Source organism: Microbacterium sp. W4I20 (assembly GCF_030816505.1).
Classification (GTDB): Bacteria; Actinomycetota; Actinomycetes; order Actinomycetales; family Microbacteriaceae; genus Microbacterium.
Genome location: NZ_JAUSYB010000001.1, coordinates 153022 through 179598 on the forward strand (window position 1 = coordinate 153022; position 26577 = coordinate 179598).

The following is a 26577-nucleotide window of genomic DNA, read 5'->3' on the forward strand; positions in this document are numbered from 1 at the left end:
CCGTGGCTCAGCCCTCGAGTCCTCGTCGTTCGAGCAGCGGCGCGATCTCGGCGTCCCGGCCGCGGAAGTCGCGGTAGGCGTCCAGTGGATCCTGGGAACCGCCCACGCCGAGGAGACGCTGCCGGAATCGGTCGCCGTTCTCGCGGGTGAGGCCGCCGTTCTCGCGGAACCAGTCGACCGTGTCGGCGTCGAGCACCTCGCTCCAGATGTACGAGTAGTACCCGGCGCTGTATCCGCCGGAGAAGATGTGGGCGAAGTACGTCGAGGAGTAGCGCGTCGGGACGACCGGGTCGTTCAGACCGATGTCGGCGAGGGCCGCCGCCTCGAACGTCGGCACGTCGTCGATCGTCGCATCCGGGCCGATCCGATGCCACGCCTGATCCAGCCACGCCGCCGCCAGATACTCGCTCGTCGCGTGCCCCTGGTCGAACTTCTCCGTGGCGCGGAGTCGCTCGACGATCGCCGGATCGAGCGGCTCTCCGGTCTCGTGGTGCCGCGCGTAGTTGTCGAGGATCTCGGGCCAGAGAATCCACATCTCATTCACCTGGCTCGGGAACTCGACGAAGTCGCGGAACACGTTCGTCCCGGCGAAGTGCGGGTACGTGACCGTCGCGAACAATCCGTGCAGCGCATGGCCGAACTCGTGGAACAGCGTCGTGACCTCGTCGAGGGTCAGGAGAGTCGGCTCGCCGTCGCCCGGAAGCGGGACGTTCAGATTGTTGACCACCACGGGAGAGGTGCCGCGCAGCGTCGACTGGCTCACGATCGAGTTCATCCACGCTCCGCCGCGCTTCGAATCACGGGTGTAGAGGTCGAGGACGTAGAGACCCAGCGGGCTGCCGTCGGCGTTGTGCACCTCGAAGACGCGGGCGCCGGAGTGATACGCGGGAAGGTCGGCCCGTTCGGTGAAGGTCACGCCGTAGAGGCGGGTGGCCGCGAAGAAGACGCCGTCCTGCAGGACGCGTTCGGCCTCGAACCACGGGCGCAGCGCACGGGAGTCGATGTCGTAGCGCGCGCTGCGCACCTTCTCGGTGTAGTACGCCCAGTCGTGCGCCTCGATCGGGAAGAGTTCGCTCTCGGTCTCATCCACGATCGCCTGCAGTGCCTCACGCTCCGCTGCGGCGTTGCGCGCCGACGGTGCCGCGAGCTGACGCAGCATCCGCTCTACCGCCTCCGGGGTACCGGCGGTCTCGTCTGCCGTGACGTACGCCGCATGGGAGGCGTAGCCGAGCAGTGCGGCGCGCTCCGCGCGCAGTCGCACGATCTCGATGAGGACCGGACGATTGTCGTGGGAGTTGTCCCGTGCGCCGCGCTGCCGTGACGCCGCCATGATGCGTCGCCGCGATTCGCGGTCGCGCAGCTGCGCCAGGTACGGGTGTCCGGTGAAGAGCGGCAGCGCGATCAGCAGCTTGCCGTCCAAGCCACGTTCCTGCGCCGCGCGGGCTGCCGCGGAGAGCTCTCCCGCGCTGAGACCGTCGAGTTCCTCGGGGGAGTCGAACACGACCGCGAGGTCGTTCGTGTCGTCGAGCAGGTTGCGCTCGAACGTGTTGCTCAGCGTCGAGAGCTGCTGGTTGAGCACGGTCAGGCGTGCCTTGGCCTCGTCATCGAGCGCGGCTCCGGCGTGCGTCATCTCGCGGTGGTGACGCTCGACCAGATACCGCTGCTCTGGTTCGAGGTCGAGATCGTCGAGCTGGGCGTGCACCTGCTGCACCCGCCAGTAGAGGGCACTGTCGAGGGTTATGGCGTCCTGGTGCGCGGCCATGAGCGGAGCCAGCTGCTCGTCGACCGCCTGGATCTCCGGTGTCGCGTCCGCCGAGCTCACCGTGTAGAACGTGTGGGCCACCCGGTCGAGCAGCTCGCCGGAGCGCTCCAACGCCTCGATGGTGTTCTCGAACGTCGGCATCGATCGCACCATGGTGATGCGGGAGATCTCGCGGAGGTGCTCCTCGAATGCCGTCCGGAAGGCCGGGAGATAATGTTCGGCGCGGATCGTCCGGTAGTCGGGGAGCCCGTAGTCGAGCGAAGACGGCAGGAGCAGCGGGTTCGAGGCGTCGGTCATCCTCCGAGCCTAGCCACCGTCCCTCTCGAAGTCAGGGTGCAGTACAAAGGAACGGTTGCAAAGAAATGCTTGCAAAGAACCCTTTGCAAGAGTATCTTTGCAAGCATGACGGAGAACACGCAGATCAAGACCCTCGATTCGGGGGCGCTCAAGGCCCTCGCGCACCCGTTGCGGGTGCGGATCTTCGATCTGCTCGCCTCGCAGGGGCCGCAGACCGCCAGCTCGCTTGCCGCGCTGGTCGGGGAGACCTCGGGGTCGACGAGCTACCACCTGCGCGCCCTCGCCGCCCACGACCTCATCCAGGAGGTCGAAGGCCGCGGCACCGCGCGGGAGCGATGGTGGGAGCGCCCCAAGGGGCGGATCGACCTGCCGGGGCCGGACGACACCATGTCGCCCGCGAACCGCGCCGCAGCCCAGATCGTGACATCGGAATTCTTCCGGCTGCGCCACGAGACGCTGATGGCCTACCTCAACCGCCCGCAGGCTCAGGAGCCGGAGGAGTGGCGCGACGTCGGCATGGCCACGACCACCCACCTCGACATGACCGCGGCGCAGGTGCGGGAACTGCGGGAAGAGATCGAAGCATTCCTCGAGAGCGCGATCTCGCGCTTCCGCGGACAGACCGGCCCCGACGTGCGCCGCGTGTCTCTCCGTACCGACATCTTCGATCTGCCGAAGATCAGCACTCGCCAGAACAGCCCTGAGGAGGGATCATGACCACCGCAACGCTCCGACTCGCCACTCCCACGCCCTTCGAGCGGATGCTCCGGCAGGCCGCGCTCGGGCTCGCCCGACACGTCGATCGTCGGATCGCCGCCCGCGCCGAACGCCGAGACATCGCTCTCGACATGCTCCGCGAGCAGCAGGCCCGGAAGCAGGACCCGCGCGCCGTCGACCATGCACTCGCGCAGCTGGGACTCCCGCGGCGCTGAGGCGACGAGCCCGGGTCAGTCCTCGAACGGCCGCGCGATGACCTCGCCGGTTGCGGTCTGAAGGACTTCCCATCCCGCATCGAGCTCGGCGATGGCCCGCCCTTCGAGCCAGGTGAGGGTCCAGTGGCCCTTCGACAGGCTCACGGACCCAGCCAGATTCGCTTCCACCTCGGCGATCGCCGGCCGCAGGGCCGCGGGGACCGATGCCGGCGGTTCGGATCCCGCGGCCCAGCGCGTGCCGAGCTGCATCAGGCGTCCTCGGTCGGGGCGAACTCGATCGCGGTGACCGCGAACTCCTCTGCCTCGACGAACTCGATCTCGGCGATGCGACCCACAGCCCGCAGGTCGTCGGCGGCGGCTCGCAGGGCATCGAGCTTGGCGGCCGGGGCAGCGATGACGGCGCGCGAGACCGGGGTCTTCTGTGACGCCTTCGCCTCGGTCTTCGCACGACGGATGCCGATGAGCGCCTCGCTCGCGACGGAGAGCACCGCGGCGTCGCCCTCGACGCCCAGGGGCTCCGGCCACGCGGCGTTGTGCACCGAGCCCTCTTCGAACCAGGACCAGACCTCCTCCGTGGCGAACGAGATCACCGGCGCGAGCAGGCGGAGCAGAGTCGACAGCGCCAGACGCAGTGACAGGGCGGCGGATGCCTGGCCCGCGTCGGTCCGGTCGTAGGCGCGCTCCTTGACGAGCTCGAGGTAGTCGTCGCAGAAGGTCCAGAAGAACGCCTCGGTGAGTTCGAGGGCTCGAGCGGCGTCGTACCGCTCGAAGGCCTTGGTCGCCTCGACCACCACGCCGTCGAGGGCGGTGAGCATCGAGGCATCCAGGGCACGCGTCACCTCGGCGCCCTCGGGCACCGGGAACGACAGCACGAACTTCGCGGCGTTGAGCACCTTGATCGCCAGGCGCCGACCGATCTTGACCTGCGTCGGGTTCTGCGGGTCGAAGGCGGCATCCATGCCGAGTCGGCTCGAGGCCGCCCAGTAGCGCACGGCATCCGATCCGTGGTTGTCGAGCACGTCGGCGGGGGTGACGACGTTGCCCTTCGACTTCGACATCTTCTTGCGGTCGGGGTCGACGATGAAGCCGGAGATCGCGGCGTTGCGCCACGGCGTCCTGTCGTCTTCGAGCGTCGAGCGCAGCATGGTCGAGAACAGCCAGGTACGGATGATGTCCTGACCCTGCGGGCGCAGGTCGAACGGCGCCGTGAGCTGCCACAGCTCCTCGTCACGCTTCCACCCGCCGGCCAGCTGCGGAGTGAGCGACGACGTCGCCCAGGTGTCGAGGATGTCGGCCTCGGCGTCGAACCCGCCAGCGACGCCCCTCTGCGCTTCGGTGTAGCCCGCGGGCACATCGGTGGTCGGGTCGATCGGGAGCGACGCGGCATCCGGCGTCAGGACACGGTCGTAGTCGCGGTCGCCGTTCTCGTCCAGGCCGTACCAGAGCGGGATCGGCACGCCGAAGAACCGCTGCCGCGAGACCAGCCAGGTCGCCCGTCAGGCCGCCCACCCAGTTCTCGTAGCGCACGCGCATGAAGTCGGGGTGCCAGGCGAGTTCCTGGCCGTGTGCGATCAGCTTGTCGCGCAGGTCGCCGTCTCGGGCGCCGTTGCGGATGTACCACTGACGGGTCGAGACGATCTCGAGTGGACGGTCGCCCTTCTCGAAGAACTTCACCGCGTGGTTGAACGGCTTGCCGACCGCGGTCATGTCGCCGGTCTCCTGCAGCTTCTCGACGATCGCCTTGCGCGCGCTGAACACCGTCTTGCCGCCGATGTTCTCGGCGTACCAGGCGGCGGCATCCGCGTCGGCGACCGAGGACGGCGCGTCCGGCAGGAAACGGCCGTCCAGACCGATCGTGGTCATGTTGGGCAGCGAATCTCCGGTGGTGGTGCGCAGCTCGCGCCACCAGATGATGTCGGTCACGTCACCGAAGGTGCAGACCATCGCGGCACCCGTGCCCTTGTCGGGCTGAGCGAGGTGATGACCGTGGACCTCGATCTCGGCGTCGAAGAACGGAGTCCGCACCTTCGTCCCGATGAGGTGCTTGTGCGGGCCCTCCGGGTGCGTCACGATCGCGATGCACGCGGGGAGCAGCTCGGGGCGGGTGGTGTCGACGGCGATGGAACCCGATCCGTCCGCGAAGGGGAACTCGATCGTGTGGTACGCCGCCTGCTGGTCGCGGTCCTCGAGCTCGGCCTGCGCGATGGCCGAGCGGAAGTCGACATCCCACAGAGTCGGCGCCAGCGCCTGGTAGGCCTCGCCCCGCTCGATGTTGCGCAGGAACGCCAGCTGACTCTGCCGCATCGAGTCGTCGGAGATGGTGCGGTAGGTCTGCGTCCAGTCGACGCTCAGTCCGAGTTGCCGGAACAGCGACTCGAACTGCTTCTCGTCCTCGATCGTCAGCCGCTCGCAGAGCTCGATGAAGTTGCGGCGGCTGATCGGCAGCTGGTCAGCCGCACGGCTGGACTTGTTGTCGCCGCCCTCGAACGGAGGCGTGAAGTCATCGGTGTAGGGGAGCGACGGGTCGCAGCGCACGCCGTAGTAGTTCTGCACCCGGCGCTCCGTCGGCAGGCCGTTGTCGTCCCACCCCATCGGGTAGAACACGGTCTTGCCGCGCATGCGCTCGAACCGGGCCTTGACGTCGGTGTGCGTGTAAGAGAACACGTGCCCGATGTGCAGGCTTCCGGATGCCGTCGGCGGCGGGGTATCGATCGAGTACACGCCCTCGCGGCCGACCTCCGCCGCGCGCAGACGGTCGAACAGGTAGGTGCCCTGCTCCGCCCAGGCGGCGTCCCACTTCGCTTCGAGACCTTCGAGTGCGGGCTTGTCGGGAATCCGGTTCAGAGTCGAATCAGAAGCAGGCATGGAGGTCTCCTCGAGCGATGTATGCGGCACTGTGTGAGCGTGCCTGAGTGTGGGTTGTGCGCTCCAGTCTACAGAGGGGGTTCAGGGACGAGCGTCGTCGCGGTCGCGCCCGGTGACATGCCGGCGGAGCAGTTCGCCGACCGCCCTCATGCCGTCGATGACCGGAGCTCGGAGGTCGACCGGCGAGGTCTTCCAGTTCGCCGCGACGGCGTAGGCGACGCGGGAGGCCGGTCCGGTGAGGAGTCCGACGTCGACCCGGGCGAAGCTCACGCTGCCGGTCTTGTGCCGGAGAACCATGCCCTGGTACTCCGCATCGACGTGTGCGAGCGGGTCGAGGAGGAACGAGTCCGCCGTCATGGAGGTGTCGGCATCCGCGGCGAGCCAGCCCAGCACGCGTGCGCAGACGCCCGGGGAGTAGACGTCTCCCGCGCCCAGGCGCCGAATGACGTCGGCGAGTTCGGCCGCGGTGCCGTACGACGGGGTCCAGGGGAGGTCGGGTGTGCGCTCGTTCCGGATGTAGTCGAGCAGCGAGGTGCGGGTGTAGCCGAGGTCGGGGGCGACCCGGCGCACGGCCTCCAGTCCGCAGAGGTGGATCAGAGCGTTGGTCGCCAGGTTGTCGCTCACCGCCCCGACGAGGAGCGCGGCATCGTGCACCGTGATCCGCTGGTCGTGCATCCGATACAGCAGACCGGAGTCCTCCACGCGGTGCTCGTCCGGCACCGAGATCCGGTCGTCCTCCGACAGCGTGCCCTCCTCGAGCCGCCGTGCCACCTCGATGAGGAGGAAGATCTTCCCGATGCTCGCGGTCTCGCATTGCTCGTCCGGCTGGAACTGCGCGAGCACGGTTCCGTCATCCGCGTCGAGCACGGCCACCGACCAGGTGGCGCGCGGATCGAGAGGAGGAAGCGCGATCATGCGTCCGCCCCGACCGTGAGCTTCGCGCGGTCGCCGTTGGCATCGAGCACCCCGTCCACGCCGAGCGGGATGCTGAGCGCGTTCGGATCGTGGCCGAAACCCTGCTCCCAGAGGACCGGTATCCCGGCTCGGGCGAATTCCTCCTCCATCAGGGCGCGCACGAGGTCGAGATCTCCGCACTCGTGCCAGGAACCGAGCACGACGGCAGACGCGGCAGCGAGCCGGCCCGCCCGCCTCAGCTGCGTGAGGTACCCGTCCAAACGGTAGGGCTCCTCGGTGATGTCCTCCAGGAACAGGATGCCGGGGGCGGCGACGGCGGCTTCGGGTGCGCCCATCGCGGCGGCGAGCAGACTCAGGTTGCCCCCGGTGAATCGTCCGGTGGCGGTTCCGGGGCTCATCACCTCGGCCTTCGGCCCGATGAGGTCGCGTCCGCCCCACGGCTCGAACAGCCAGCGGTGCACGTCATCACGGACGAACTCGGAGTCGCGGAACACGTTGTTCCCTGGCATCGGACAGAACAGCGTGGCGAGGTCGAGGTGCGCGCGCACCGCCTCGTGCAGCGCCGTGATGTCGGACGAGCCGGTGAGGAGCTTCGGGCGACCATCGAGCCGGGCGGCCGCGCGCCGCATCTCGTCCCAGTCGATCCCGTCGAGGAGCCGCAGCGCCCCGTATCCGCCGCGGAGCGCGACGACGGCGTCCACCTCGGGGTCGAGCCACGCATCGACGAGGTCGCGACGTCGGGCGTCGTCCGGGCCGGCGAGGTACTTCGCGCGGGGGTGGGGAGTGAGCACGGCCTCGCCGACGCGCACGCGCAGCCCCCACGCCTCATAGAACCCGACGGCGCGCTGCAGGCTCGCTTCATCACCGGGACCTGCGGGCGCGACGAGCGCGACGGTGTCACCGGGCTGCAGCGGTGCGGAATCAAGGTAGGGCGACCGGCTGGACCGGGTCATGCCGCGCTCTCCTCGATGCGGGGTGCGGCTGCCAGCAGTCGCCGGGTGTACTCGTGCTGCGGATTCAGCAGCACCTCCTCGGTGCTGCCGCGCTCGACGATCTCGCCCTGGTACATCACCGCCACGCTGTCGGCGATGTTCCACGCCAGACCGAGGTCGTGCGTGATCACGAGTGCCGACAGGCCGAGCTTGCGCCGCAGAGACAGCAGCAGCCCGAGGATCTCGCCGCGCACCGATGCGTCCAGCGACGCGACCGGCTCGTCGGCGATGAGCATCTGGGGCTGCACGGCGAGCGCGCCGGCCATGACCACGCGCTGGCGCTGTCCGCCGCTGAGCTCCTGCGGGATCGCACTGAAGTACCGCTCGGGCGGAGTGAGCTCGGCCTCGGCCAGGCTCTGCGCGACGCGCTCGCGTTCGTCGCCGCCGAAGCGCTGGATGCGCAGGCCTTCGGCCACGGATTCGTACACGCTGTGCTTCGGGTTCAGCGCGGCCCAGGGGTCCTGGAGGATGAGCTGCACCTTCGACCGGAACTGCCCGAGGAGGCGGCCCCTGGTCGGGATCCGCTCGCCGGCGAACAGGATCTCCGAGCCCTGATCTGCGGGCTGCAGGCCCATCAGCGCGCGGGCGAGCGTGGACTTCCCCGAACCCGACTGACCGACCAGTGCGACGATCTCGCCCCGGCGCACCGCCAGGTCGACGGTGCGCACCGCGTGCACCGGGCGCCCGCCGGAGCGGTAGGTGACGTTGAGGCCCCGCGCTTCCAGCAGGACCTCGTCGCCGTGTTCCGTCTCGGGGATGTCGTCCGCGTCGCGGCCGTGCCGTGTGACCGGCGCCATGCGCGACGCGGGGTCGCCGATCGTCGGGAAGGCATCCGCCAGCTGGCGCGTGTACGGCTGCGTCGGTCGAGTGCACACGGCGTAGGCCTCACCGACCTCCACGAGCTCTCCATTGCGCATGATGGCGATTCGCTGGCAGGCGGTGGCGAGCACCGACAGGTCGTGGCTGATCATCAGCATCGAGATCCCGCGCTCGGCCACCAGCCGCGAGATCATGTCGAGGATCTGCTTCTGCACGATCACGTCGAGCGCTGTCGTCGGCTCGTCCGCGATGATGACCTCCGGATCGCACGCGAGCGCCATCGCGATCATGACGCGCTGCTTCTGTCCGCCGGACAGCTCGTGCGGGTAGGACTCCGCCTTCTGCGGGTCGAGGTCGACCACGTCGAGCAGCTCGAGCACTCGGGCCTTGCGTGCCTGCTCGGTCGACCACTGCTCGGAGACGTGGAGCTGGAGGGCCTCCATGATCTGCCACCCCACGGTGCGCACCGGGTTGAGGGAGTGCATGGCGCCCTGGAAGACGATCGATGTCTGCGACCACCGCACGGCGCGAAGCCGGCCGAACGACAGCGTCGCCACGTCTTCGTCTCCGAGCAGCACGCGTCCGGTCAGCGTCGCGTTGCGGGGGAGCAGCCGCAGCACGCTCATCGCCAGGGTGGACTTGCCGGAGCCCGACTCGCCCGCGATGCCGAGGGTCTCGCCGGCCGGGATCGTGAGCGAGATGTTCCGGACTGCGGCAATCTGCTCACGGGCCGAGCGACCGGTGGTGCGATAGGTGATCGAGACGTCCTCGAAGATGAGATCGGGCATGTCACCGGGTCCTTAGCGTCGGGTTGGTGATGTTCTCGACGGCGCGACCCATCAGAGTGAAGGCGAGCACGACGAGGACGATCGCGAGGCCGGGGACGAGCACGTACCACCAGTAGCCGCTCGTGGCCGCGGAGACGTCCATCGCGTTCTTCAGGATGGAGCCCCAGGACTGCAGCGTGGTGTCGCCGAGCCCGAGGAAGGCGAGCGTCGATTCGGAGATGATGGCGGATCCGACCGTGAGCGTGGTGTTCGCGAGCACCAGCGGCAGCACGCCGGGCAGCAGGTGCTTGATGATGATGTGCCAGTGGCCGGCGCCGAGCGCGCGGGAGCGCTCGATGTAGTCGCGGGATTCGACGGACAGGGTCTGGGCCCTCACGACCCGAGCGGTGCCCGCCCAGGAGGTGAGACCGATCGCGATGATGATCGTCCAGACTCCGCGGCTGAGCACCGAGGACAGCACGATCGCCAGGATCAGCGCCGGGAGCACCAGGAAGAAGTCGATGATGCGCATCATCAGTCCACCGAAGAATCCGGTGAAGTGACCGGCGGCAATCCCCACGAGGGTGCCGATGATCATCGACATCGCAGTGGCCGCGAGGCCGACGAGCAGCGACACCCGCGCTCCCCACACCATGCGTACCCAGAGCTCTCTGCCCTGATGGTCGGTGCCGAGCAGATGCTCCCACGACGGGGGAGCGAACCGCTCGACGTCGACGAGCTTCGTGACGTCGAGCATGCTCGGCGGTGCGATCACGGGGGCGAGCAGGGCGATCACCGTCACGATGACGAGGAAGACCAGACCGACCATGCCGGCGCGGTGGTGCGAGAACTGCCGGCAGAAGTCGGCGAAGGCCACGCCTCGGCGATGCCAGGCGAGCGCACGCGGGGAACGGACGGACGGCGCTGACGTGCTCATGCGCGCCTCACTCTCGGGTCGAGCTGTCGATAGATGAGGTCGGCGACGAGGTTCATCACGATGATGATCGCGGAGAACACCACGAACGTGCCCTGCAGCAGTGGCAGGTCGGGGCCGGAGATCGCCTCGAACGTGAGCTTGCCGAGGCCGGGCCAGGAGAAGACCGTCTCGACCGTCACAGCCCCGGCGATGAGCCCGCCGATGTGCATGAAGACGAGAGTGACCGTCGGCAGCATGGCGTTCGGCACCGCGTGACGGCGCCGGACGAGGTCGTCGCGAAGACCCTTCGCACGCGCGGTGGTCAGGTAGTCGGCACCCATCTCCTCGAGCAGCGAGCTGCGCATCACCATGAGGTACTGGGCGTATACGACCGCGACCATCGTGATCACGGGCAGCACCATGTGCGAGACGACGTCGAGCACGGCGCCCACGGGATCCGTCGGCGGATTGGGAGAGACCATCCCGCCGGTCGGGAACCAGTGCAGCGTGCCACCGAAGACCATCAGCAGCAGGAGAGCCAGCCAGAACGTCGGTACCGACCAGAACACCAGCGAGGTGCCCGAGGCGATGCGGTCGAAGGTGGAGCCGTGCTTCCAGGCGGCCTTCTGGCCGAGCCACAGACCGAGAGCGATCGCGAGGACCGCCGCCGTGCCGGTGAGCAGGATCGTGTTCCAGAAGTACGCGCCGATGAGTTCGGAGACCGAAGTCCGGTACACGTAGCTCGTGCCGAAGTTCAGCGTGAACACGTTGCCGAGGTAGTCGATGAACTGCTGCCAGAGGGGTTTGTTCAGGCCGAGCTGCTCGCGCAGCTGATCGGCCTGTTCCGCACTCATCCCGCGCTCGCGGGCGATCGACGCGACCGGGTCGCCGGGGAGGATCTTGAACGCGAAGAAGCCGAGCAGGATCACCATCGCCATGCTGATGGCCGCTCCGCCGAGCTTGGCGAGGATGTAGCGCAGGGCGCCGACGCCCTGGGGCTGCTCCTCGGCGGAGCCACTGGTCGCGATGGCGGAGGTGGACGGGGGTACCGCGTTCGTCATGGGGTCTCCTTGCTGCGGACAGCGACGCCGCGGGAGCGGAAGGATCCGCTGCCCGCGGCGTCTGCCGGAATCATTCGACGTCGGCGATGTTGCGACGTCGGATCAGGAAGAAGATCAGTCCTCCGACGAGGATGACCCCGACCACGACTCCGCCGATGATCAGTCCGGTGTTGGTGCCGGTGCCGCCGGCGGTGGCGCCCTCCACCGGCTCGACGGTGAGGTAGCCCCAGTAACCCGCCTGGTTGGCGATGATGCCGGTGTCCTTCGGCTGCAGCGTGAAGCCCGTGAAGCGGTCGGACCGGTAGGCCTCCAGGGAGTTCGCGTACCAGGTGGCGATCTGCGCGGTGTCGGTGTAGTTCAGCTCGAGCATCTCGCGAACGATCTCCTCGCGCTTCGTCTCGTCGAGCTCCGAGCGCTGCTGCGTGTACAGCTCGTCGAACTCCGGGTTGCAGTAGCCGTCCTGCGTCGTTCCGCCGGTGCCGTCGGTCGACGTCGGCAGGTTCATGCAGGTGTTGATCCCGAGCTGGTAGTCGGGGTCGGGGTTGACGGACCAGCCGCTGAAGTACAGGTCGTAGTCACCGCTCACGGCCTTCGCGCTGATGGTGTCGGAGTCCGTGGACTCGACCGTGATCTCGATGCCGATGTCCTTCATCCAGGGCACGAAGAAGTCCGCGATGGACTGCTCGTTGGAGTCGTCGGCGTCGATCATCAGGCGGAGCGCGAGCCGCTCTCCGTCCTTCTCGCGGATGCCGTCTGCGCCGGGAGCCCAGCCGGCCTCATCGAGCTTCGCCTTCGCTGCATCCGGATCGAATCCCTCGATCACGGAGCTGTCCTCGGGGAGGCTCCACTTCGGGAACGATGCGGGGATGAAGCTGGTCGCGTGCACGCCCTGTCCTTCGAGGACCTTGTCGAGAAGCGTCTCGGTGTCGGTCCCGAGGCGGATGGCCTGACGCACCTCGACGTCCTTCAGCGCTTCGCTTCCCGTGCCGTAGGGCACGTTGTCGCGGGTCTGCTGACCGAGGTTGACGCTGATCGAGTGGAACCGTCGCCCTTCGCCCGAGTGCGTGGTGATGCCCTCGACGCCGTCCAGCGCGTCGAACTGCGTGGGCGTGAGCCCGGTGACCAGGTCGACGTCGCCGGCCTTGAGCGCCTGCACCTGTGCGTCGGAGTTCGTGTAGTACACGTACTGGATCGCATCGATCTTCGGGGCTCCACGCCAGAACTTCTCGTTCGCCTTGAGGACGATCGACTGGTTCGCCGCGTAGCTCTCGAGCAGGAAGGGCCCGGAGCCGACGACATCCTTGTCGTTCGCGAAGGTGGTGGGGTCGTCGACGTTCTCCCAGATGTGCTGGGGGACGACCGGGATCTCGGAGCCCGGGTTCGGCGCCTGCGGGGTCTTGAGGGTGATCACGACGGTCTTGTCGTCGGGTGCCTCGACGGTGTCGAAGTTCGACACGAGGTTGCCGTTCGCGGTGGCGAGCGCCGGAACGGTCATCATCTGCTCGTACGTGTACTTGACGTCTGCGGACGTGATGGGTTCGCCATCCGACCACTCCAGATCATCCTGCAGGGTGAAGGTCCACGTGCGGCCGCCGTCGCTCACGTCCCAGGAGTCGGCGAGACCCTTGGTCGGCGAGCCGTCCTCGGCGTCGTTCTGCACGAGCGACTCGTACACGTAGCGGATGATGTTCGTCGGCGCGAGGTAGATCGAGATGAACGGGTTGAACGTGTCGACGAAGCCGGAGGTCGCGATACGCAGCGTGGTGTCGTCGGCCGGAGCTTCGGTTGAGGCCTGCACCGACTGCGCCTGCGCGGCACTGACCGGGGCGGCGATGAGGAGCGCGGAGACGATCGCAGCGGCGGTCAGACTTCGCACTGTTCGGGAGCGGGGATCAAGGCGCATGGAGGAAGTCCCTTCGGGCACCGCCCGGATTCACGATGAAGGCGGGTCGGTGGAGACCATGCAAGCGGATGTCGGCCCCGGGGTCAAGGGATCGGATGCGTATCGTCCGGAATTGCTCACGGTGTGTTGCGCCTCGACGTCGGTTCGATTGCCCTGAAACGGCGGAAAACAGCGGGTACGCGCGATCATCGGTAGTCGTGCAGATTTTACAGCTCGGTAACACGGCGGGGTGATCCGGATCGTATCTGGGCCGTCGTCAGGGTGTCGAAACGCGGAGGACGGCGCACAGCAGTTCGACCCGCTCGATCAGCGACGAGACCAGGAAGTGCTCGTCCCTGGCGTGCGCGCCGCCACCGCGGGGGCCGAATCCGTCGACCGTGGGGATGCCGCGGCTGCCGAGGAGGTTCGTGTCTCCCGCGCCCGCGGCCGGGCGTCCGGAGACCTGCTGGCCGACGGCTCGCCCCGCCACGGAGATCTGTTCGAGAAGCAGGGCGTCGGCGGGCGACGGCTGCCACGCCGGCCGGGAACTGAGGACGTCGACGGCGAGTCGAGCGCGGGCGCGTATCGGACTCAGTGCGGTCAGCGCCTCGAGCACCTGCCGCTCGGTCGCGGCGTCGGTGAACCGCAGGCCCACCTCGGCCTCGGCATGCGCGGGGACGACATTGGCCCTCGTCCCTCCCGAGATCGTGCCGACGTTGCAGAGGACGGGGCCGGGAAGCGCAGGGTCGGAGGTGATCGCGCGCACCCGCACCAGCTGATCGACGAGCTCCTCGATCGCGGACACGCCATCTTCGGGATCGAGTGCGGCGTGCGCGGCCTTGCCCTCGACCGACAGTCGCACCCGAGTGCTTCCGCGTCGGCCCACCTTCAACGCCCCGTCCGGATGCGGGGACTCGAACCCGATGGCGCCGGCGACACCCTCCGCGCGCTCGAGGAGCAGGGGTGAGGACAGGGGTGAGCCGACCTCCTCGTCGCAGACGAGCACGATCCGCACAGCCCGGCGTTCCGCCGGCGGCAGGTCCTTCGTTCGCCGCAGAGCCTCGAGCATCACGACGATGCCTGCCTTCATGTCGTAGGTGCCGGGCCCGCGGACGACGTCGCCGTCTCTCGACAAGGGCACGTCGCCGTCGAGAGTGCCCACGGGCCAGACGGTGTCGGTGTGCCCGACCAGCAGCAGTGGAGCGCCCGTGCCGGGGAAGTCGGCGACGAGGTCGATGCCGGCAGGGGAGGGGATCCGCTCGACGACGGCTCCGAGTGATTCGAATCGCGCACTCAGGCTCTCGGCGATTCGCGCGCTCGCGGCGGCGTCGTAGCTCGGCGTCTCATGACCCACGAGTTCGGCGACGAGTGCGAGGATGGCCTCTGACTGAGGGTCCGTTCCGGAGGTCGTCGAGGATGTGCTCACATTTACGAACCGTATCTGCCTCTTGATCGTGGTGCAACCCGCCGATAACATCGCTCGCATCACAAAGATTCGTCGATCTTAGGAAACGTATCGTGCCTCATGCTTCGGTGGCTGCCAGCGCCAGCGTCGGATTCAGCTGCCGGGAACTCCGCACCCATGCCGAGTTCATCGAGGCCTCGGCCCTGTACTCCCGGGTGTTCGCCTATTCCGAGAACGAGTTCGCGCTGAATGCGAACCTGCTCACGTCCCTCGCGCGCAACGGCGGGTCCGCGGTCGGCGCCTACTCGTCCGAGGGCGACCTGATCGGATTCGCCTATGGGTTCGCCGGCAGCGACGGACATGGCGCGACGTACCACTTCTCACAGGCCGCCGCGGTGGACCCCGACCATCAGGGGCGCGGGGTCGGCAAAGCACTGAAGCTCGCCCAGCGCGACGTCGCGCTCGGGTGGGGGCAGCGCACGATGCGATGGACCTTCGACCCGATCCTGTCGCGTAACGCCCACTTCAACCTCTCCTCTCTCGGCGCCGTCGGCATCGCGTTCGTGCCCGACTACTACGCACGGCCGGGCACCGACCGGCTCGTCGTCGCCTGGGACCTCACCGATACCTCCGCGACCGCCGCCACCGACGCCGCCATCGAGAGCCCGCCGCCGGTCGAGCGGGCGGACTGGGGGCGGTCTCTGCCGGCAGCCGACGGGGGCAGCTGGATCGTGACCTCTGCTCGCCCGGACGACCTCTCGGCGGCGGAACGCACGACGTTGGCCAGCAAGCTCGGCCAGACGCTGACCGAGGTCTTCCTGCGCGGCGAGGTGCTGATCTCCGCATCGCGGATCGACGAGACGACGGCGGTCTACCGCGCCGTGCCAGGGGAGGGGGCGGCATGACCGCACAGGACCACGAGGATCGCGATCTGATGTCACCCCGCGATCGCTTCGGCGAGCGCATCCGCACGAATCAGTCTGCGGAGAGCATCCAGGCGCACATCATCGAGACCGAGCAGCGCTCGCTCGCGCAGACGTTCGAGGAGCTGAGCAGATCGGCGCAGGTGCCCCAGGCGGCCTCGCTGCTTCTCGGCGCCCGCCGCCGCTACATCGCCGGCGAGGGCAAGGCGGCGGCATACGCGCAGCTGCTCAATGCCGATCTGTCCGCGACGCTCTCGAACGTCTTCCTCGTCGACGGTCATGCCCTGCATCCGCTCACGGTGCTCACCGACGTCCGCGCGTCGGATGTGCTGGTGGCGTTCTCGCTTCGCCGCTACCGGGAGGAGACCGTCCGGTTGGGGCGCCTCTTCCGGGAGGCCGGCGGTCAGCTCGTGGTCATCACTGACAGCGACGACGCGCCTCTCGCTCCGATCGCCACCTCTCTGATCCGCGTGCGCACCGGTTCGGCGTCGTACGCGGATTCACCCACACCGGTCGCCGCGGTCTGCCATCTGCTGAGCGCTCTGACGACCGCGAGCGCGAAAGGTGCCAGGCGACGCCTCGCCGAACGGGACCGGCTGGTCGCGCGCCTCGGCCTCTACGCGCCGGAGCAGAAGCGGACGCGCGCGGATGCGGAGGGCGACGCGTGAGGATCTCCCGCGTCCGGCTGTTCGTGCTGCGGCAGTCGCTGCTGCACAGCTTCGAGACGAGTTCGCACCGGAAGTCCGGGATCGAGCACATCCTGGTCGAGTTGACGGATGCCGACGGCCGGACCGGCTGGGGAGAGATCGCATCCCCCAGCGATCCCTACTTCGGCGCCGAGACGACTGCCACGGCGTGGGAGATCGCGACGCGCTACCTGCTGCCCGCCGTGCTCGGCCGAGAGTTCGATCGGCCCGAGCAGCTGGAGGAGGGGTGGAGCCGCATCCGCGGTCATGAGTTCGCCAAGGCGGGATTCTCGGGAGCCGTCTGGGACCTCTACGCCCGTGCGACGGGAGTGGCCCTGGCCTCGGCGCTCGGAGGCGACCGTGACGAGGTGGTGGCGGGCGTATCTCTCGGGATCGAGCCGTCGATCGATGATCTCCTGCGCCAGGTCGACGTGCAGCGGGCCGCCGGGTATGGGCGGGTGAAGCTGAAGATCGCCCCCGGGTGGGATGTCGAGCCGGTCCACGCGGTGCGCGGGGCGCATCCCGACCTGGACCTCCATGTCGATGCCAACGGTGCCTACTCGGACGACGAGGAGTCCGCCGGGGTGTTCGCGCGCCTCGACCGGGAGGGCCTCACGATGATCGAGCAGCCGTTCGCTCCGCGGGACCTCGTCTCGCACGCCGCGCTGCAGGCCAGGATCGGAACCGACGTCTGCCTCGACGAGTCGATCGTCGCGCTGGGTGACCTGCAGACCATGCTCCGGCTGCGGGCGGGACGAGTGCTCAACATCAAGGTGTCGCGCATGGGCGGGCTCAGCGTCGCGCGGGCGGCGCACGACATCGCCGTCGACGCGGGCATGCCGGTCTGGTGCGGGGGTATGCACGAGTTCGGCATCGGACGGGCGGCGAATGTCGCGATCTCCTCGCTTCCCGGTTTCCTCCTCCCCTCGGACGTCTCCGGATCGGACAAGTACTACGCCTCGGACATCATCGACCCGCCGATCGTGGCGGTGGACGGCCGCGTGCGCGTGCCCCGCTCAACCGGCATCGGACACGAGGTGCTGGTCGAGAGCATCGAGCGCGGTGCGTCGCGCTCCTTCGACTCGGCCGGTGCGAGAGCATCGGAGCAGGAGCCGACCCCGGTGGGCCTCCGGCGCGAATGAACCCAGAGCAGACGATCGAGGAGTGAGTTGAACGGTACGAGGATAGGCGTCATCGACGGGCACAACGATCTCGCCTGGGCGAGCCGATCCGTCCTGGGCTACGGCGTCGACGAACTGTGCGAAGCCGTGCCGGCACTGCACACCGACCTCCCGAGGCTCGCGGCCGGCGGGGTCGCCGGACAATTCTGGTCGGTGTGGGTGGATCCGGTGCTCCAGGATGCGGAGCAGGTGGTCGGCACTCTCGAGCAGATCGACTTCGTGCACCGCCTGGTCGACGCGTACCCCGCCCAGCTGGCGTTCGCGCGCACGGCGGCGGATGCACGGGCGGCGATGGCGGAGGGACGGATCGCCTCCTTCATCGGCATCGAGGGCGGCGACCAGATCGGCGGCTCGCTCGCCGTGCTGCGGCAGTTCGCCCGGCTGGGCGCCCGCTACATGACGTTGACCTGGTCGCGCACGATCGCCTGGGCGGACTCCGCCACCGACGATGCGGAACACGGCGGGCTCTCTGACTTCGGGCGCGAGGTGGTGCGGGAGATGAACCGCATCGGGGTGCTGATCGACCTCGCGCACGTCGCGCCGACCACGATGCGCGATGCGCTGGCCGAGACGACCCGACCCGTGATCGTGAGTCATTCCGGCGCGTTGGCGCTGTGCGACCATCCGCGCAACGTGCCCGACGACGTGATCGCCGCGATCGGCAGTCAGGGCGGCGTCGTGATGGTGCCGTTCGTGCCGACCTTCCTCACCCAGGCGCGCCGGGACTGGTGGACCACCGGTGAGGCGGGAGACGCACCCCCGGTCGGCGTGTCCGATGTGGCGGACCACCTCGACCACGTCCGGCGGATCGCGGGGATTCATGCGGTCGGGATCGGCGCCGACTACGACGGCACCGACGTGATGCCGGACGGCCTGGCCGACGTCTCCTCCTACCCCGCGCTCTTCGAGGAGCTCCGCGATCGCGGGTGGTCCGACGCCGACCTCGCCGCGGCCGCGCATGAGAACGTGCTGCGCGTGCTGGAGGCATCCGACCCTGATCATGAGGCGTTCCTCGCCGGACGCGCGGGTGCCCCATCGCGTGCCGCGATCGCACCCGCGATCGACACGGCTGTGCGGGCGAGGCGCTCATGAGCGCCCGCGTGCTCGTGGTCGTCAACTCGGTGAGCTCGGGTCCACGGCGACTAGAGACCTGGCTGAGGGAGCGCGACATCTCGGTCGAGCAGGTGGTCGGAGCGGAGGCGCCGCTTCCCGCGGCGCTGGACGGCTTCGACGGCCTCGTGCTTCTCGGCGGCGGGCTGATGCCCGACGACGACGACCAGGCGCCGTGGCTCCCGGCGGAGCGAGCGCTCGCCGCGGCAGCCATCGCCGCAGACCTTCCGACCCTCGGCATCTGCCTGGGCGGCCAGCTGATCGCCCACGTCGGCGGGGGAGAGGTCCGGGCCAAGACAGGGCCCGTCGAGCGCGGGGCGACACCGATCCGGCCGACGGATGCCGGTCGCCAGGACGCTCTGTTCGGAGTGCTCGGCGATGGTGCCCCGATGATCGAGAACCATCAGGACATGATCACGCGTCTCCCGCCGGATGCCGTGCTGCTGGCATCCAGCGACGCCGTCGCGAACCAGGCCTTCCGGCTGGGCGAGCACGTGCGCGGCGTGCAGTTCCATCCGGAGGCCAGTGCGGCCGACCTCCGTCAGTGGGATGACGCGGCGCTGCGCGGCGAAGGGCGCGCGCTGCCGGAGCTCATCGCCGAGGCGGAACGGGCCGATGCGCGCAACACCGCTGCCAGCCGCGGCCTCGTCGACGCCTTCGCCGACGAGGTGCTCGAGCGGGTGCACGCATGAGCCGGTGGGACAGCCTCGACCATCTGACGTTCGATCAGGCAGCGGGGCGCGCGCTGGAGGCGGGACTCGACGAGCGTGCCAAGACACTGGCGCCCGGGTCGATCGCGGCGATCTCGCTGCGCGGCGAGGTGCGGGCCGTGGTCCCGCAGGGCACCCCGCGTGAGGATGCCGCGCCGACGACCCGCGACACCGTCTTCCGCATCGCCTCGATGTCGAAGAGCTTCCTGGCCGCGGCGGTGCTCGCGCTCCGCGATCGCGGTCTGCTCGATCTGCATGCACCGATCACGGAATACGTCCCGTACGTCAAGGCTCAGTACGCCGGCCGGGATACCGTGATGACGGGCGCTCTGCTGCTGTCCAACCGCGCAGGGCTCAGCGAGGATAACGCGTGGGTCGATCGCCACCTCGGCGCCACCAGGGCCGAGATCGCGGAGCTGTTCACCACCGGACTCCCGCTGTCGGCGAGGCCGGGGACGGTGTATCAGTACTCGAATCTCGGCCAGTCCCTGCTCGGCCGGGCTGTCGAGACAGTGACGGGGCGGCCGGTGGATGATGTCGTGCGCGAGCTCCTGCTCGAACCGCTCGGCCTGGACCGCACCGCCCACGTCGCCGACCGGTACACGAGCACGTCACTCGCCACCGGATTCCGCACCTTCGACGAGGGGGCGACGTTCGTCGCGGAGCCGTTCGTCGGCTCGGGCGCCCTCGCCTGCATCGGCAGCCTGTTCAGCACGGTCGAGGACATCGCCACGTGGATGTGGTTCCTCGGCTCGGCGTACACCGATCAGCCGACGCATCCGGAGGTCCTCGCCCCGGAGTCCCGCCGTGAGATGCAGCAGCTGCACACGCCCATGCCGGTGCCTGCCGCAAAGCCCGGTGAGCGCGAACTCGCCGGACTCGGCTACGGCTACGGGCTGTTCGTGGAGGACGACCGTCGGTTTGGCCGAATCGTGCAGCACTCGGGTGGCCTCCCCGGTTTCTCGGCGCACATGCGCTGGCACGCCGCGACAGGGGCAGGCGCCGTCGTGTTCGGCAACTCCGACGGCTATGGGGCGAAGCGTGTCGCAGAGAACGTGCTGCGCGAGCTCCTCGTCGGTATCCACGCGCCCTCCGCGGTGATCCAGCCATGGCCGGCGACGGTGGATGCGGCGCGCAGCATCGACCGGATGCTGCGCGATGGCAGCTCGTCGACGGAGCTGCCCCTGCTCGCCAGCAACGTCCTCGAGGACGTTCCCGCCGCCGTGCGCGACGAGCGGTTCGCCGCCCGACGGGACGAGGTCGGCGGGATCGTCGCCGAACAAGAGCAGTTCGAAGAGCGGATCGTCTCATCGGCGACGGAGGCGCAGCTGCGCTGGCGGATCTCGGGGGAGAGCGGCGACCTCCTGGTCGATACGGCGATGGTCGGCGTCCCGAAGCCGCTCGTCCAGAGCCTGGTGATCTCGGCGGTGGACCGCGGACAGTCGCTCCTCCCCGACGAAGAACCCTCCGCGTCCGACCATCATCGGCTGGTGATCCCCGGGTCGCAGCGCTGACGAGACCAGTGGCGTCAGGTGATTCCCGCCGCACATCGACCGAGTCCAACAATCGGTCGTAGACTGGAAGCATCCCGACCCGCTCTTTCAGAGGAATCGTCATGCCCGCACGTCCCGCGCGCCGCCTTCTGCCGCTCACCGCCCTCGTCGCCGCCACCGGACTCGTGCTGAGCGCCTGCGCTGCGCCGGCATCCCCGAGCGGCGGAGACGCCGACGCCGAACTCGTCTGGTCCATCGAGGGCGCGAACCTGTCGGCGGGGCACATGGATCCGCAGATCAGCCAGCTCGACGTCTCGGGCATGGTGCAGCGCGCCGTTCTCGATTCGCTGGTGTTCCAGGAGGACGACGGCTCCTTCTCACCGTGGTTGGCGACGGAATGGAAGGTCTCGGACGACAGCACCGAGTACACCTTCACGCTGCGCGACGACGTCACCTTCACCGACGGCGAACCGTTCGACGCTGAGGCGGTCAAGGCGAACTTCGACCGCATCGTCGATCCCGAGACCGCGTCGAAGCAGGCGGCCAGCATGCTCGGCGCCGACTTCTACGACGGCACCGAGGTGGTCGACGAGCACACGGTGACCGTGCGGTTCACGCAGCCCTACGCGCCGTTCCTGCAGGCCGCGAGCACCCCGCAGCTCGGCTTCTACTCGCCGGCGGTGCTCGCCGAGTCCGCCGACCAGCTGGCGGCCGGCGGCCCCGGCATCACCGTCGGCACCGGTCCGTTCGAACTGACTGAGTACACGCCCGATCAGGAGATCGTGTACACGCGCAATGACGACTACGCCTGGGGTCCGCACGGCGACGAGGCGCCGAAGTTCGAGACGCTGCGGGTGGAGATCCAGCCCGAGGCCTCGGTCCGTACCGGGGTGGTGGAGAGCGGCGAGAGCGATCTCGCCAGCAACATCCCGCCGAACCTCGCGAAGGACCTCGGCGACGGCATCACGGTGGACTCCGTCGAGTACCCGGGCCTGCCGTACTCGCTGTACCTCAATGAGAAGTACGGCCTGTTCGCCGACGAGAAGGTGCGGCAGGCGTTCGCCCGCGGCATCGACATCGACGCGGCGGTCGACGAGATCTTCTTCGGTCAGTTCCCGCGTGCGTGGAGCATCCTCGGATCGACCACGCCCGGGTACGACGCGTCTCTCGAGGACAGCTGGCCCTTCGACCAGGACGAGGCGAACAGGCTGCTCGACGAGGCCGGATGGACCGAGCGGAACGCCGACGGCATCCGCACGAAGGACGGGGCGCCGCTCTCCGTCCGCTGGATCGCCTACACGCCGGTCCCGGATGACCGCGCCGCTCTCGCGAACGCGATCCAGTCCGACCTCAAGGAGATCGGATTCGACGTGAAGCGCGAGGTCCTCGAGCCCGGCGCCTACAACGACCAGTACATCCCGAAGACGTTCGACCTCACGGACTGGGGCTTCTCCGGCGTCGATCCGGATCTGCTGCGCGCCCACCTGCACACCGACGGCTTCCAGAACGCCTCCCAGGTGAGCGATCCCGAGATCGACGGGCTTCTCGAGCAGGCGGTCGCGACCAGCGACCAGGGCGAGCGCGACGAGCTGTACACGCAGCTGCAGGAGTGGAACGCCGACTACACGGCGATCGTGCCGCTCTACAGCCCGTCGGCGATCACCGCGGTCGGTGAGCGGGTCGAGGGACTCGACTACGACCTGTACGGTCGGCCCCTGTTCTACGATGTGACGGTCGGCTGACCCGGCGTCCTTCGTCTCGTCGCTTCGCTCCTCGCTCAGGAACCGGACATCGGTCGGCTGACCCGGAAGGGAGAACGGTGAAGGCTGCGTCACTCCGTATCGCGGGCCTCGCCGCATCCCTCGTCATCGTCCTGTGGGGCGCGGCGACCGTCGCGTTCCTGGCCTTCCGGCTGATCCCGGGCGACCCCGTGTCGGTGATGCTCGGCCCGCAGGCCCAGGTGAGCGAGGCCGTCAAGGACGGCATCCGCGCCGAACTCGGCCTCGATCGACCGCCGTTCGAGCAGTACCTGACCTTCATCGCCCAGCTCGCTCGCGGCGACCTGGGGGAGTCGTACCAGCTGCGGATGCCGGTGACCGAGGTGATCGGCAGGCAGCTCGGGGCGACCCTGCAGCTGGCGGTGCTGGCGCTCGTCATCGCGGTGGTCCTCGCGCTCGCGGTGGCTCTGTTCGTGCGCGGCGAGGCGGGTCGTGCGGTCGCGGCCGGCATCGAGCTCGTGGTGCTGTCGTCGCCGGTGTTCTGGATCGGGCTCATCCTGCTCAGCGTCTTCGCGTTCGGCCTCGGGTGGTTCCCGGTATCGGGCACGCGGAACCCCGCGACGATCGTGCTGCCCGCGATCACGCTGGCGCTCCCGGTCGCCGCGCTGCTGAGCCAGGTGCTCCGGGATGGGCTGGTCCAGGCCGAGCGGATGCCGTTCGCCGAGACGGTCCGCGCACGCGGCGCAGGGCCGACCTGGTTCACGCTGCGGCATGGGCTGCGGCACGGAGCCGCGAACGCCGTGACCCTCGCCGCCTATCTCACCGGCTCGGTCCTCGGCGGAGCGGTGCTCGTGGAGACCGTCTTCGCCCGCCCGGGGCTCGGTCGCGTGACGCTCGCGGCGATCAGTGACCGCGACCTGCCGGTGATCACCGGGGTCATCCTGCTGAGCGCGGTGGTCTTCGTCGCCGTGAACCTCGTGGTGGAGTTGCTGCATCCGCTGATCGATCCCCGGGTGACCGTGTCTCGCCCCGGTCTCGTGCGATGAGGCGCGCGCAGCGCGGGCTGCTGTGGGTCGCGATCGGCGTGCTGCTCGTGATCGGCTTCGCGGCCCTCTGGCCCGGCCTCCTGGCGACGCACGATCCGCTGCAGACCGACGTGCGGTCCGCGCTCCTGCCGCCGGGCGCCGAGCACCTCTTCGGTACCGATCAGAGCGGACGCGACGTGTACTCGCGCGTCGTCTTCGGCGCCGGGCGATCGCTCGGCATCGGGCTGCTCGCCACCGCGATCGCCCTCGTGGGCGGACTCGTCCTCGGGGCGCTCGCCGGCGTCGCCCCGCGCGCGGCCGACGCGATCATGATGCGGATCAACGACGTCCTGATGGCGTTCCCCGAGTTCCTGGTGGCGCTCGTCGTCGTCGCCGTGCTCGGGCCGGGACCGGTGAACATCGCAATCGCGGTGACCCTCGCGGCCGTTCCGGTGTACATCCGTCTCGCCCGGGTGCAGACACGCACCCTGCGCGGGGCCGAGCATGTCGAAGCGGCGCGCATCCTCGGCGTTCCGCCGGTACGGGCATTCGTACGCCATGTCGCGCCGGGGGTGCTGGGCTCGCTCAGCGTGCTGGCGACGATCGGCATCGGCTCGAGCATTCTCGCCGCGGCGGGTCTGAGCTTTCTCGGCCTCGGACCATCCGAACCCACCCCGGAGTGGGGGCTGATGCTCGCCGGCGGACGCAACGTGCTCGGTCAGGCGTGGTGGATCTCGGTGTTCCCCGGTATCGCGATCACGCTGACCGTGGTCGCCGCGACCGTCGTGGGGCGCATCCTCCGGGCGCGGGCAGACGGGCGGCGCGCATGACCGCGGCGCTCGAGATGCAGGGTCTGCGGATCTCGTTCGACGGCACGCCGGTCGTCGACGGCGTCTCGTTCACGGTCGCGCCGGGGGAGTGCGTGGCGATCGTCGGAGAGTCGGGCGCGGGCAAGTCGCTGACCGCCCGTGCGCTTCTCGGGCTCACACCGGCGGATGCCGAGGTGCACGTCGAGCGGCTCGTGGTCGACGGGGTGGACGCAGGGTCGCTCAGCGAGCGTGCCTGGCGGGGGCTGCGCGGACGGCGGATCGCGCTCGTCTCTCAGGACGCCCTCGTCTCCCTCGATCCGCTGCGCCGGATCGCGGACGAGATCGCCGAGCCTCTGCGGCTGCACGGGCTCGTCCGCGGGCGGATGGCGCTCGCCGGCCGGGTGCGGGAACTGCTGCAGAGGGTGTGGATGCCGGATGCCGAGCGCCGGGCGCGCCAGCATCCGCATGAACTCTCGGGCGGGCTGCGGCAGCGCGCCCTGATCGCGTCGGCGCTCGCTGCCGATCCGGCGGTGCTCGTGGCGGACGAGCCGACGACCGCGCTCGATGCGACGGTGCAGGCCCGGATCCTCGATCTCCTGCGGGAGATCCCGGACGACGGGACTGCCGTGGTGTTCATCAGTCACGACTTCGCCGCCGTGCGCCGTCTCGCCGACCGGGTGCTGGTGATGCGCGGCGGCGTGGTGGTGGAGCAGGGACCCGTGGCCGAGGTGCTCGAGCATCCGCGTCACGAATACACCCGGCAGCTCATCGCGGCCACCATCCACGAACCGCGCACCTCGGTGGAGACGTCGGCCGATCCGGTGCTGGTGGTCGCCGAAGCCTCGAAGAGCTTCGGCGAGGTCCCGGCCGTGGTGGACGCCTCGTTCTCGGTGCCCACGGGACGCACGCTCGGTATCGTCGGGGAGTCGGGCTCGGGCAAGACCACGCTCGCGCGCATGATCGTCGGGGTCGAACGCCCTGATTCCGGAGCACTGCGCTGGATCGGCGAGCGCCGGGTGCAGCTCGTCCACCAGAATCCGCTCGGAGCGTTCGACCCCCGCTGGACCGTGGCTCGCTCGCTGCGCGAGGCCCTCGAGGCCGGGGGCGTGCCGCGCTCGCACCGTGCCGCGCGCGTGACCGCCCTGCTCGCCGAGGTCGATCTCGACCCCTCGCTGGCCGGCCGGCGACCGATCGCCCTCTCCGGCGGGCAGCGCCAGCGGGCGGCCATTGCCCGGGCGCTGGCCGCCGATCCCGAGGTGCTGGTGCTCGATGAACCGGTCTCGGCTCTCGATCCTTCGGTGCGCGAACGCATCCTGCGCCTGCTGGCTCGACTGCAGCGGGAGCGCGGTCTCACGATGATCCTCGTGTCACACGATCTCGATGTGGTCGCTGCGGTGTCCGACGAACTCTTGGTGATGCAGGACGGCCGCATCGTCGAGCAGGGTGCGACCGCCACGGTGTTCGGTTCACCGCAGCATCCGTTCACTCGAGAACTGCTCGCCGCGAGCGGTGCCGTCAGTCCTTGAGCTGGATGCCGAGTCCGGCAGCGATCACGGGGGCGAGCTGCTGCACCTGATAGCCGGTGAGCGTCGTGCCGCGGAGGCTGTTCGCGTCGAGGTACGACAGGGCGTCGAGCCCGCGCAGGTCGACGTCCCTGGCCCGCATGCCGCGCGGGTCGACCTCGTCGCTGGACGTGTCGGCGAAGCGCACGCGGGTGAGCTCTGCCTGCGGCAGGTCGATGGTGCGGATGCTGCAGCCCGAGATCTCGATGTCGGTGGCGCGTGCGGCGCCGAGGTTCAGATAGTCGATCCGCAGGTCGCGCAGTTCGAGTTCGTCGATGCGGGCCCCGCTGAGATCGAGGGTGCCGATCCGGCCGTCGCTGATCCGCAGCCGCCGCACTCCCGCATCACGCATCTTCAGTGATGCGATGCGCACCCCGGTCATCGCGACGTCGAGGATCGTCGCGCCGGTGAGGTCGACGGCATCCGCATCGGCCCGGAGGGTGCACTGCTCGAGGGAGGCGTAGGCGAGGTCGGTGTCACCGTTGAGCTCGAGGCTCGCGGCGAGGAGGTCGGCGCTGCGGCGTGGCGTCGCCGACTCGAGGACGTCGGGAAGGTCGGGCGGCGAGACGCGGGGAGCGGCAGGGGATTCGGTGGTGCGAGGCATGGTTCGAGGGTAGGCGGTGGGGCGGACACTCCGGCGGCGCGAGGTCACGGCCACGCGTGTGCGTCGGAAGCGTCGGAAGCGTCGGAAGCCTCGGAAGCCTCTGTGGCCTCGGAAGCCTCTGTGGCCTGCGCGCCTGACAAGGC

22 protein-coding genes and 1 pseudogene are annotated in these 26577 nt (G+C 69.2%); 12 read left to right on the forward strand and 11 right to left on the reverse strand.

Features of this window, described 5'->3' with window-relative positions:
* Positions 1–7: 7 nt before the first annotated feature.
* Positions 8–2059: a M3 family metallopeptidase gene (locus QFZ21_RS00770; RefSeq protein ID WP_307373396.1), complete on the reverse strand. Its 2052-nt coding sequence runs from the start codon at positions 2057–2059 to the stop codon at positions 8–10.
* A 105-nt stretch (positions 2060–2164) separates the two neighbouring features.
* On the opposite strand from QFZ21_RS00770, the gene QFZ21_RS00775 reads away from it, so the two are divergent.
* Together QFZ21_RS00775 and QFZ21_RS00780 are read left to right on the forward strand one after the other, a co-directional pair.
* Positions 2165–2776, forward strand: coding sequence for a transcriptional regulator (locus tag QFZ21_RS00775; protein ID WP_307373397.1), 612 nt, complete (start codon positions 2165–2167; stop codon positions 2774–2776).
* Positions 2773–2991, forward strand: a complete 219-nt coding sequence (locus QFZ21_RS00780) for a hypothetical protein (RefSeq protein WP_307373399.1) — start codon at positions 2773–2775, stop codon at positions 2989–2991. The genes QFZ21_RS00775 and QFZ21_RS00780 overlap by 4 nt, the downstream gene beginning before the upstream one ends.
* Positions 2992–3006: 15 nt before the next feature.
* Here the strand turns inward: QFZ21_RS00780 and QFZ21_RS00785 are convergent, their stop codons facing one another.
* The 9 genes and pseudogenes from QFZ21_RS00785 to QFZ21_RS00825 all read right to left on the reverse strand — a co-directional run bounded on the left by QFZ21_RS00785 (position 3007) and on the right by QFZ21_RS00825 (position 14634).
* Positions 3007–3240: a hypothetical protein gene (locus QFZ21_RS00785; RefSeq protein WP_307373401.1), complete on the reverse strand. Its 234-nt coding sequence runs from the start codon at positions 3238–3240 to the stop codon at positions 3007–3009.
* Positions 3240–5856 (reverse strand): annotated as a pseudogene (gene valS, locus QFZ21_RS00790) (valine--tRNA ligase). The gene QFZ21_RS00785 and the pseudogene valS overlap by 1 nt, the downstream one beginning before the upstream one ends.
* A gap of 81 nt (positions 5857–5937) precedes the next feature.
* Positions 5938–6771 carry a serine hydrolase gene (locus QFZ21_RS00795; RefSeq protein WP_307373404.1) on the reverse strand — a complete coding sequence of 278 codons (834 nt, stop codon included), beginning with the start codon at positions 6769–6771 and terminating at the stop codon, positions 5938–5940.
* Positions 6768–7724: an LD-carboxypeptidase gene (locus tag QFZ21_RS00800; RefSeq protein ID WP_307373405.1), complete on the reverse strand. Its 957-nt coding sequence runs from the start codon at positions 7722–7724 to the stop codon at positions 6768–6770. The genes QFZ21_RS00795 and QFZ21_RS00800 overlap by 4 nt, the downstream gene beginning before the upstream one ends.
* Positions 7721–9370, reverse strand: a complete 1650-nt coding sequence (locus QFZ21_RS00805; RefSeq protein ID WP_307373407.1) for an ABC transporter ATP-binding protein — start codon at positions 9368–9370, stop codon at positions 7721–7723. Before QFZ21_RS00805 ends, QFZ21_RS00800 begins: the two co-directional genes overlap by 4 nt.
* Before the next feature lies 1 nt (position 9371).
* A complete protein-coding gene (locus QFZ21_RS00810; RefSeq protein WP_307373409.1) occupies positions 9372–10286 on the reverse strand; it encodes an ABC transporter permease in 915 nt (304 codons plus the stop codon).
* The gene (locus tag QFZ21_RS00815; protein ID WP_307373412.1) at positions 10283–11326 is read right to left on the reverse strand and encodes an ABC transporter permease; all 1044 of its coding nucleotides are present in this window, start codon (positions 11324–11326) and stop codon (positions 10283–10285) included. Before QFZ21_RS00815 ends, QFZ21_RS00810 begins: the two co-directional genes overlap by 4 nt.
* A 70-nt stretch (positions 11327–11396) precedes the next feature.
* Positions 11397–13202, reverse strand: coding sequence for an ABC transporter substrate-binding protein (locus QFZ21_RS00820; RefSeq protein WP_307373415.1), 1806 nt, complete (start codon positions 13200–13202; stop codon positions 11397–11399).
* A 283-nt stretch (positions 13203–13485) separates the two neighbouring features.
* Positions 13486–14634, reverse strand: coding sequence for a M20 family metallopeptidase (locus QFZ21_RS00825; RefSeq protein WP_307373416.1), 1149 nt, complete (start codon positions 14632–14634; stop codon positions 13486–13488).
* A 92-nt stretch (positions 14635–14726) separates the two neighbouring features.
* Between QFZ21_RS00825 and QFZ21_RS00830 the strand changes: the two genes are divergently transcribed.
* From QFZ21_RS00830 to QFZ21_RS00875, 10 genes are all read left to right on the forward strand, one after another.
* Positions 14727–15518, forward strand: a complete 792-nt coding sequence (locus QFZ21_RS00830; RefSeq protein WP_307373418.1) for a GNAT family N-acetyltransferase — start codon at positions 14727–14729, stop codon at positions 15516–15518.
* Entirely contained in the window at positions 15515–16204 is a 690-nt protein-coding gene (locus QFZ21_RS00835) for a MurR/RpiR family transcriptional regulator (RefSeq protein WP_307373419.1), read from the forward strand. Before QFZ21_RS00830 ends, QFZ21_RS00835 begins: the two co-directional genes overlap by 4 nt.
* The gene (gene menC, locus QFZ21_RS00840; protein ID WP_307373421.1) at positions 16201–17364 is read left to right on the forward strand and encodes an o-succinylbenzoate synthase; all 1164 of its coding nucleotides are present in this window, start codon (positions 16201–16203) and stop codon (positions 17362–17364) included. Before QFZ21_RS00835 ends, menC begins: the two co-directional genes overlap by 4 nt.
* 27 nt (positions 17365–17391) lie before the next feature.
* The gene (locus tag QFZ21_RS00845; protein WP_307373422.1) at positions 17392–18495 is read left to right on the forward strand and encodes a dipeptidase; all 1104 of its coding nucleotides are present in this window, start codon (positions 17392–17394) and stop codon (positions 18493–18495) included.
* Positions 18492–19205 (forward strand): type 1 glutamine amidotransferase, encoded by a 714-nt coding sequence (locus tag QFZ21_RS00850; RefSeq protein WP_307373425.1) that lies wholly within the window; start codon positions 18492–18494, stop codon positions 19203–19205. Before QFZ21_RS00845 ends, QFZ21_RS00850 begins: the two co-directional genes overlap by 4 nt.
* Positions 19202–20737, forward strand: a complete 1536-nt coding sequence (locus QFZ21_RS00855) for a serine hydrolase (protein WP_307373427.1) — start codon at positions 19202–19204, stop codon at positions 20735–20737. The genes QFZ21_RS00850 and QFZ21_RS00855 overlap by 4 nt, the downstream gene beginning before the upstream one ends.
* Positions 20738–20838: 101 nt before the next feature.
* Positions 20839–22458, forward strand: a complete 1620-nt coding sequence (locus QFZ21_RS00860) for an ABC transporter substrate-binding protein (RefSeq protein WP_307373429.1) — start codon at positions 20839–20841, stop codon at positions 22456–22458.
* A 77-nt stretch (positions 22459–22535) separates the two neighbouring features.
* Entirely contained in the window at positions 22536–23480 is a 945-nt protein-coding gene (locus QFZ21_RS00865; protein WP_307373431.1) for an ABC transporter permease, read from the forward strand.
* Positions 23477–24289 (forward strand): ABC transporter permease, encoded by an 813-nt coding sequence (locus QFZ21_RS00870; RefSeq protein WP_307373434.1) that lies wholly within the window; start codon positions 23477–23479, stop codon positions 24287–24289. Before QFZ21_RS00865 ends, QFZ21_RS00870 begins: the two co-directional genes overlap by 4 nt.
* Positions 24286–25794 (forward strand): ABC transporter ATP-binding protein, encoded by a 1509-nt coding sequence (locus tag QFZ21_RS00875; RefSeq protein WP_307373436.1) that lies wholly within the window; start codon positions 24286–24288, stop codon positions 25792–25794. The genes QFZ21_RS00870 and QFZ21_RS00875 overlap by 4 nt, the downstream gene beginning before the upstream one ends.
* Here the strand turns inward: QFZ21_RS00875 and QFZ21_RS00880 are convergent.
* The gene (locus QFZ21_RS00880) at positions 25784–26434 is read right to left on the reverse strand and encodes a pentapeptide repeat-containing protein (RefSeq protein WP_307373439.1); all 651 of its coding nucleotides are present in this window, start codon (positions 26432–26434) and stop codon (positions 25784–25786) included. The two genes, QFZ21_RS00875 and QFZ21_RS00880, sit on opposite strands and share 11 nt — an antisense overlap.
* Positions 26435–26577 lie beyond the last annotated feature (143 nt).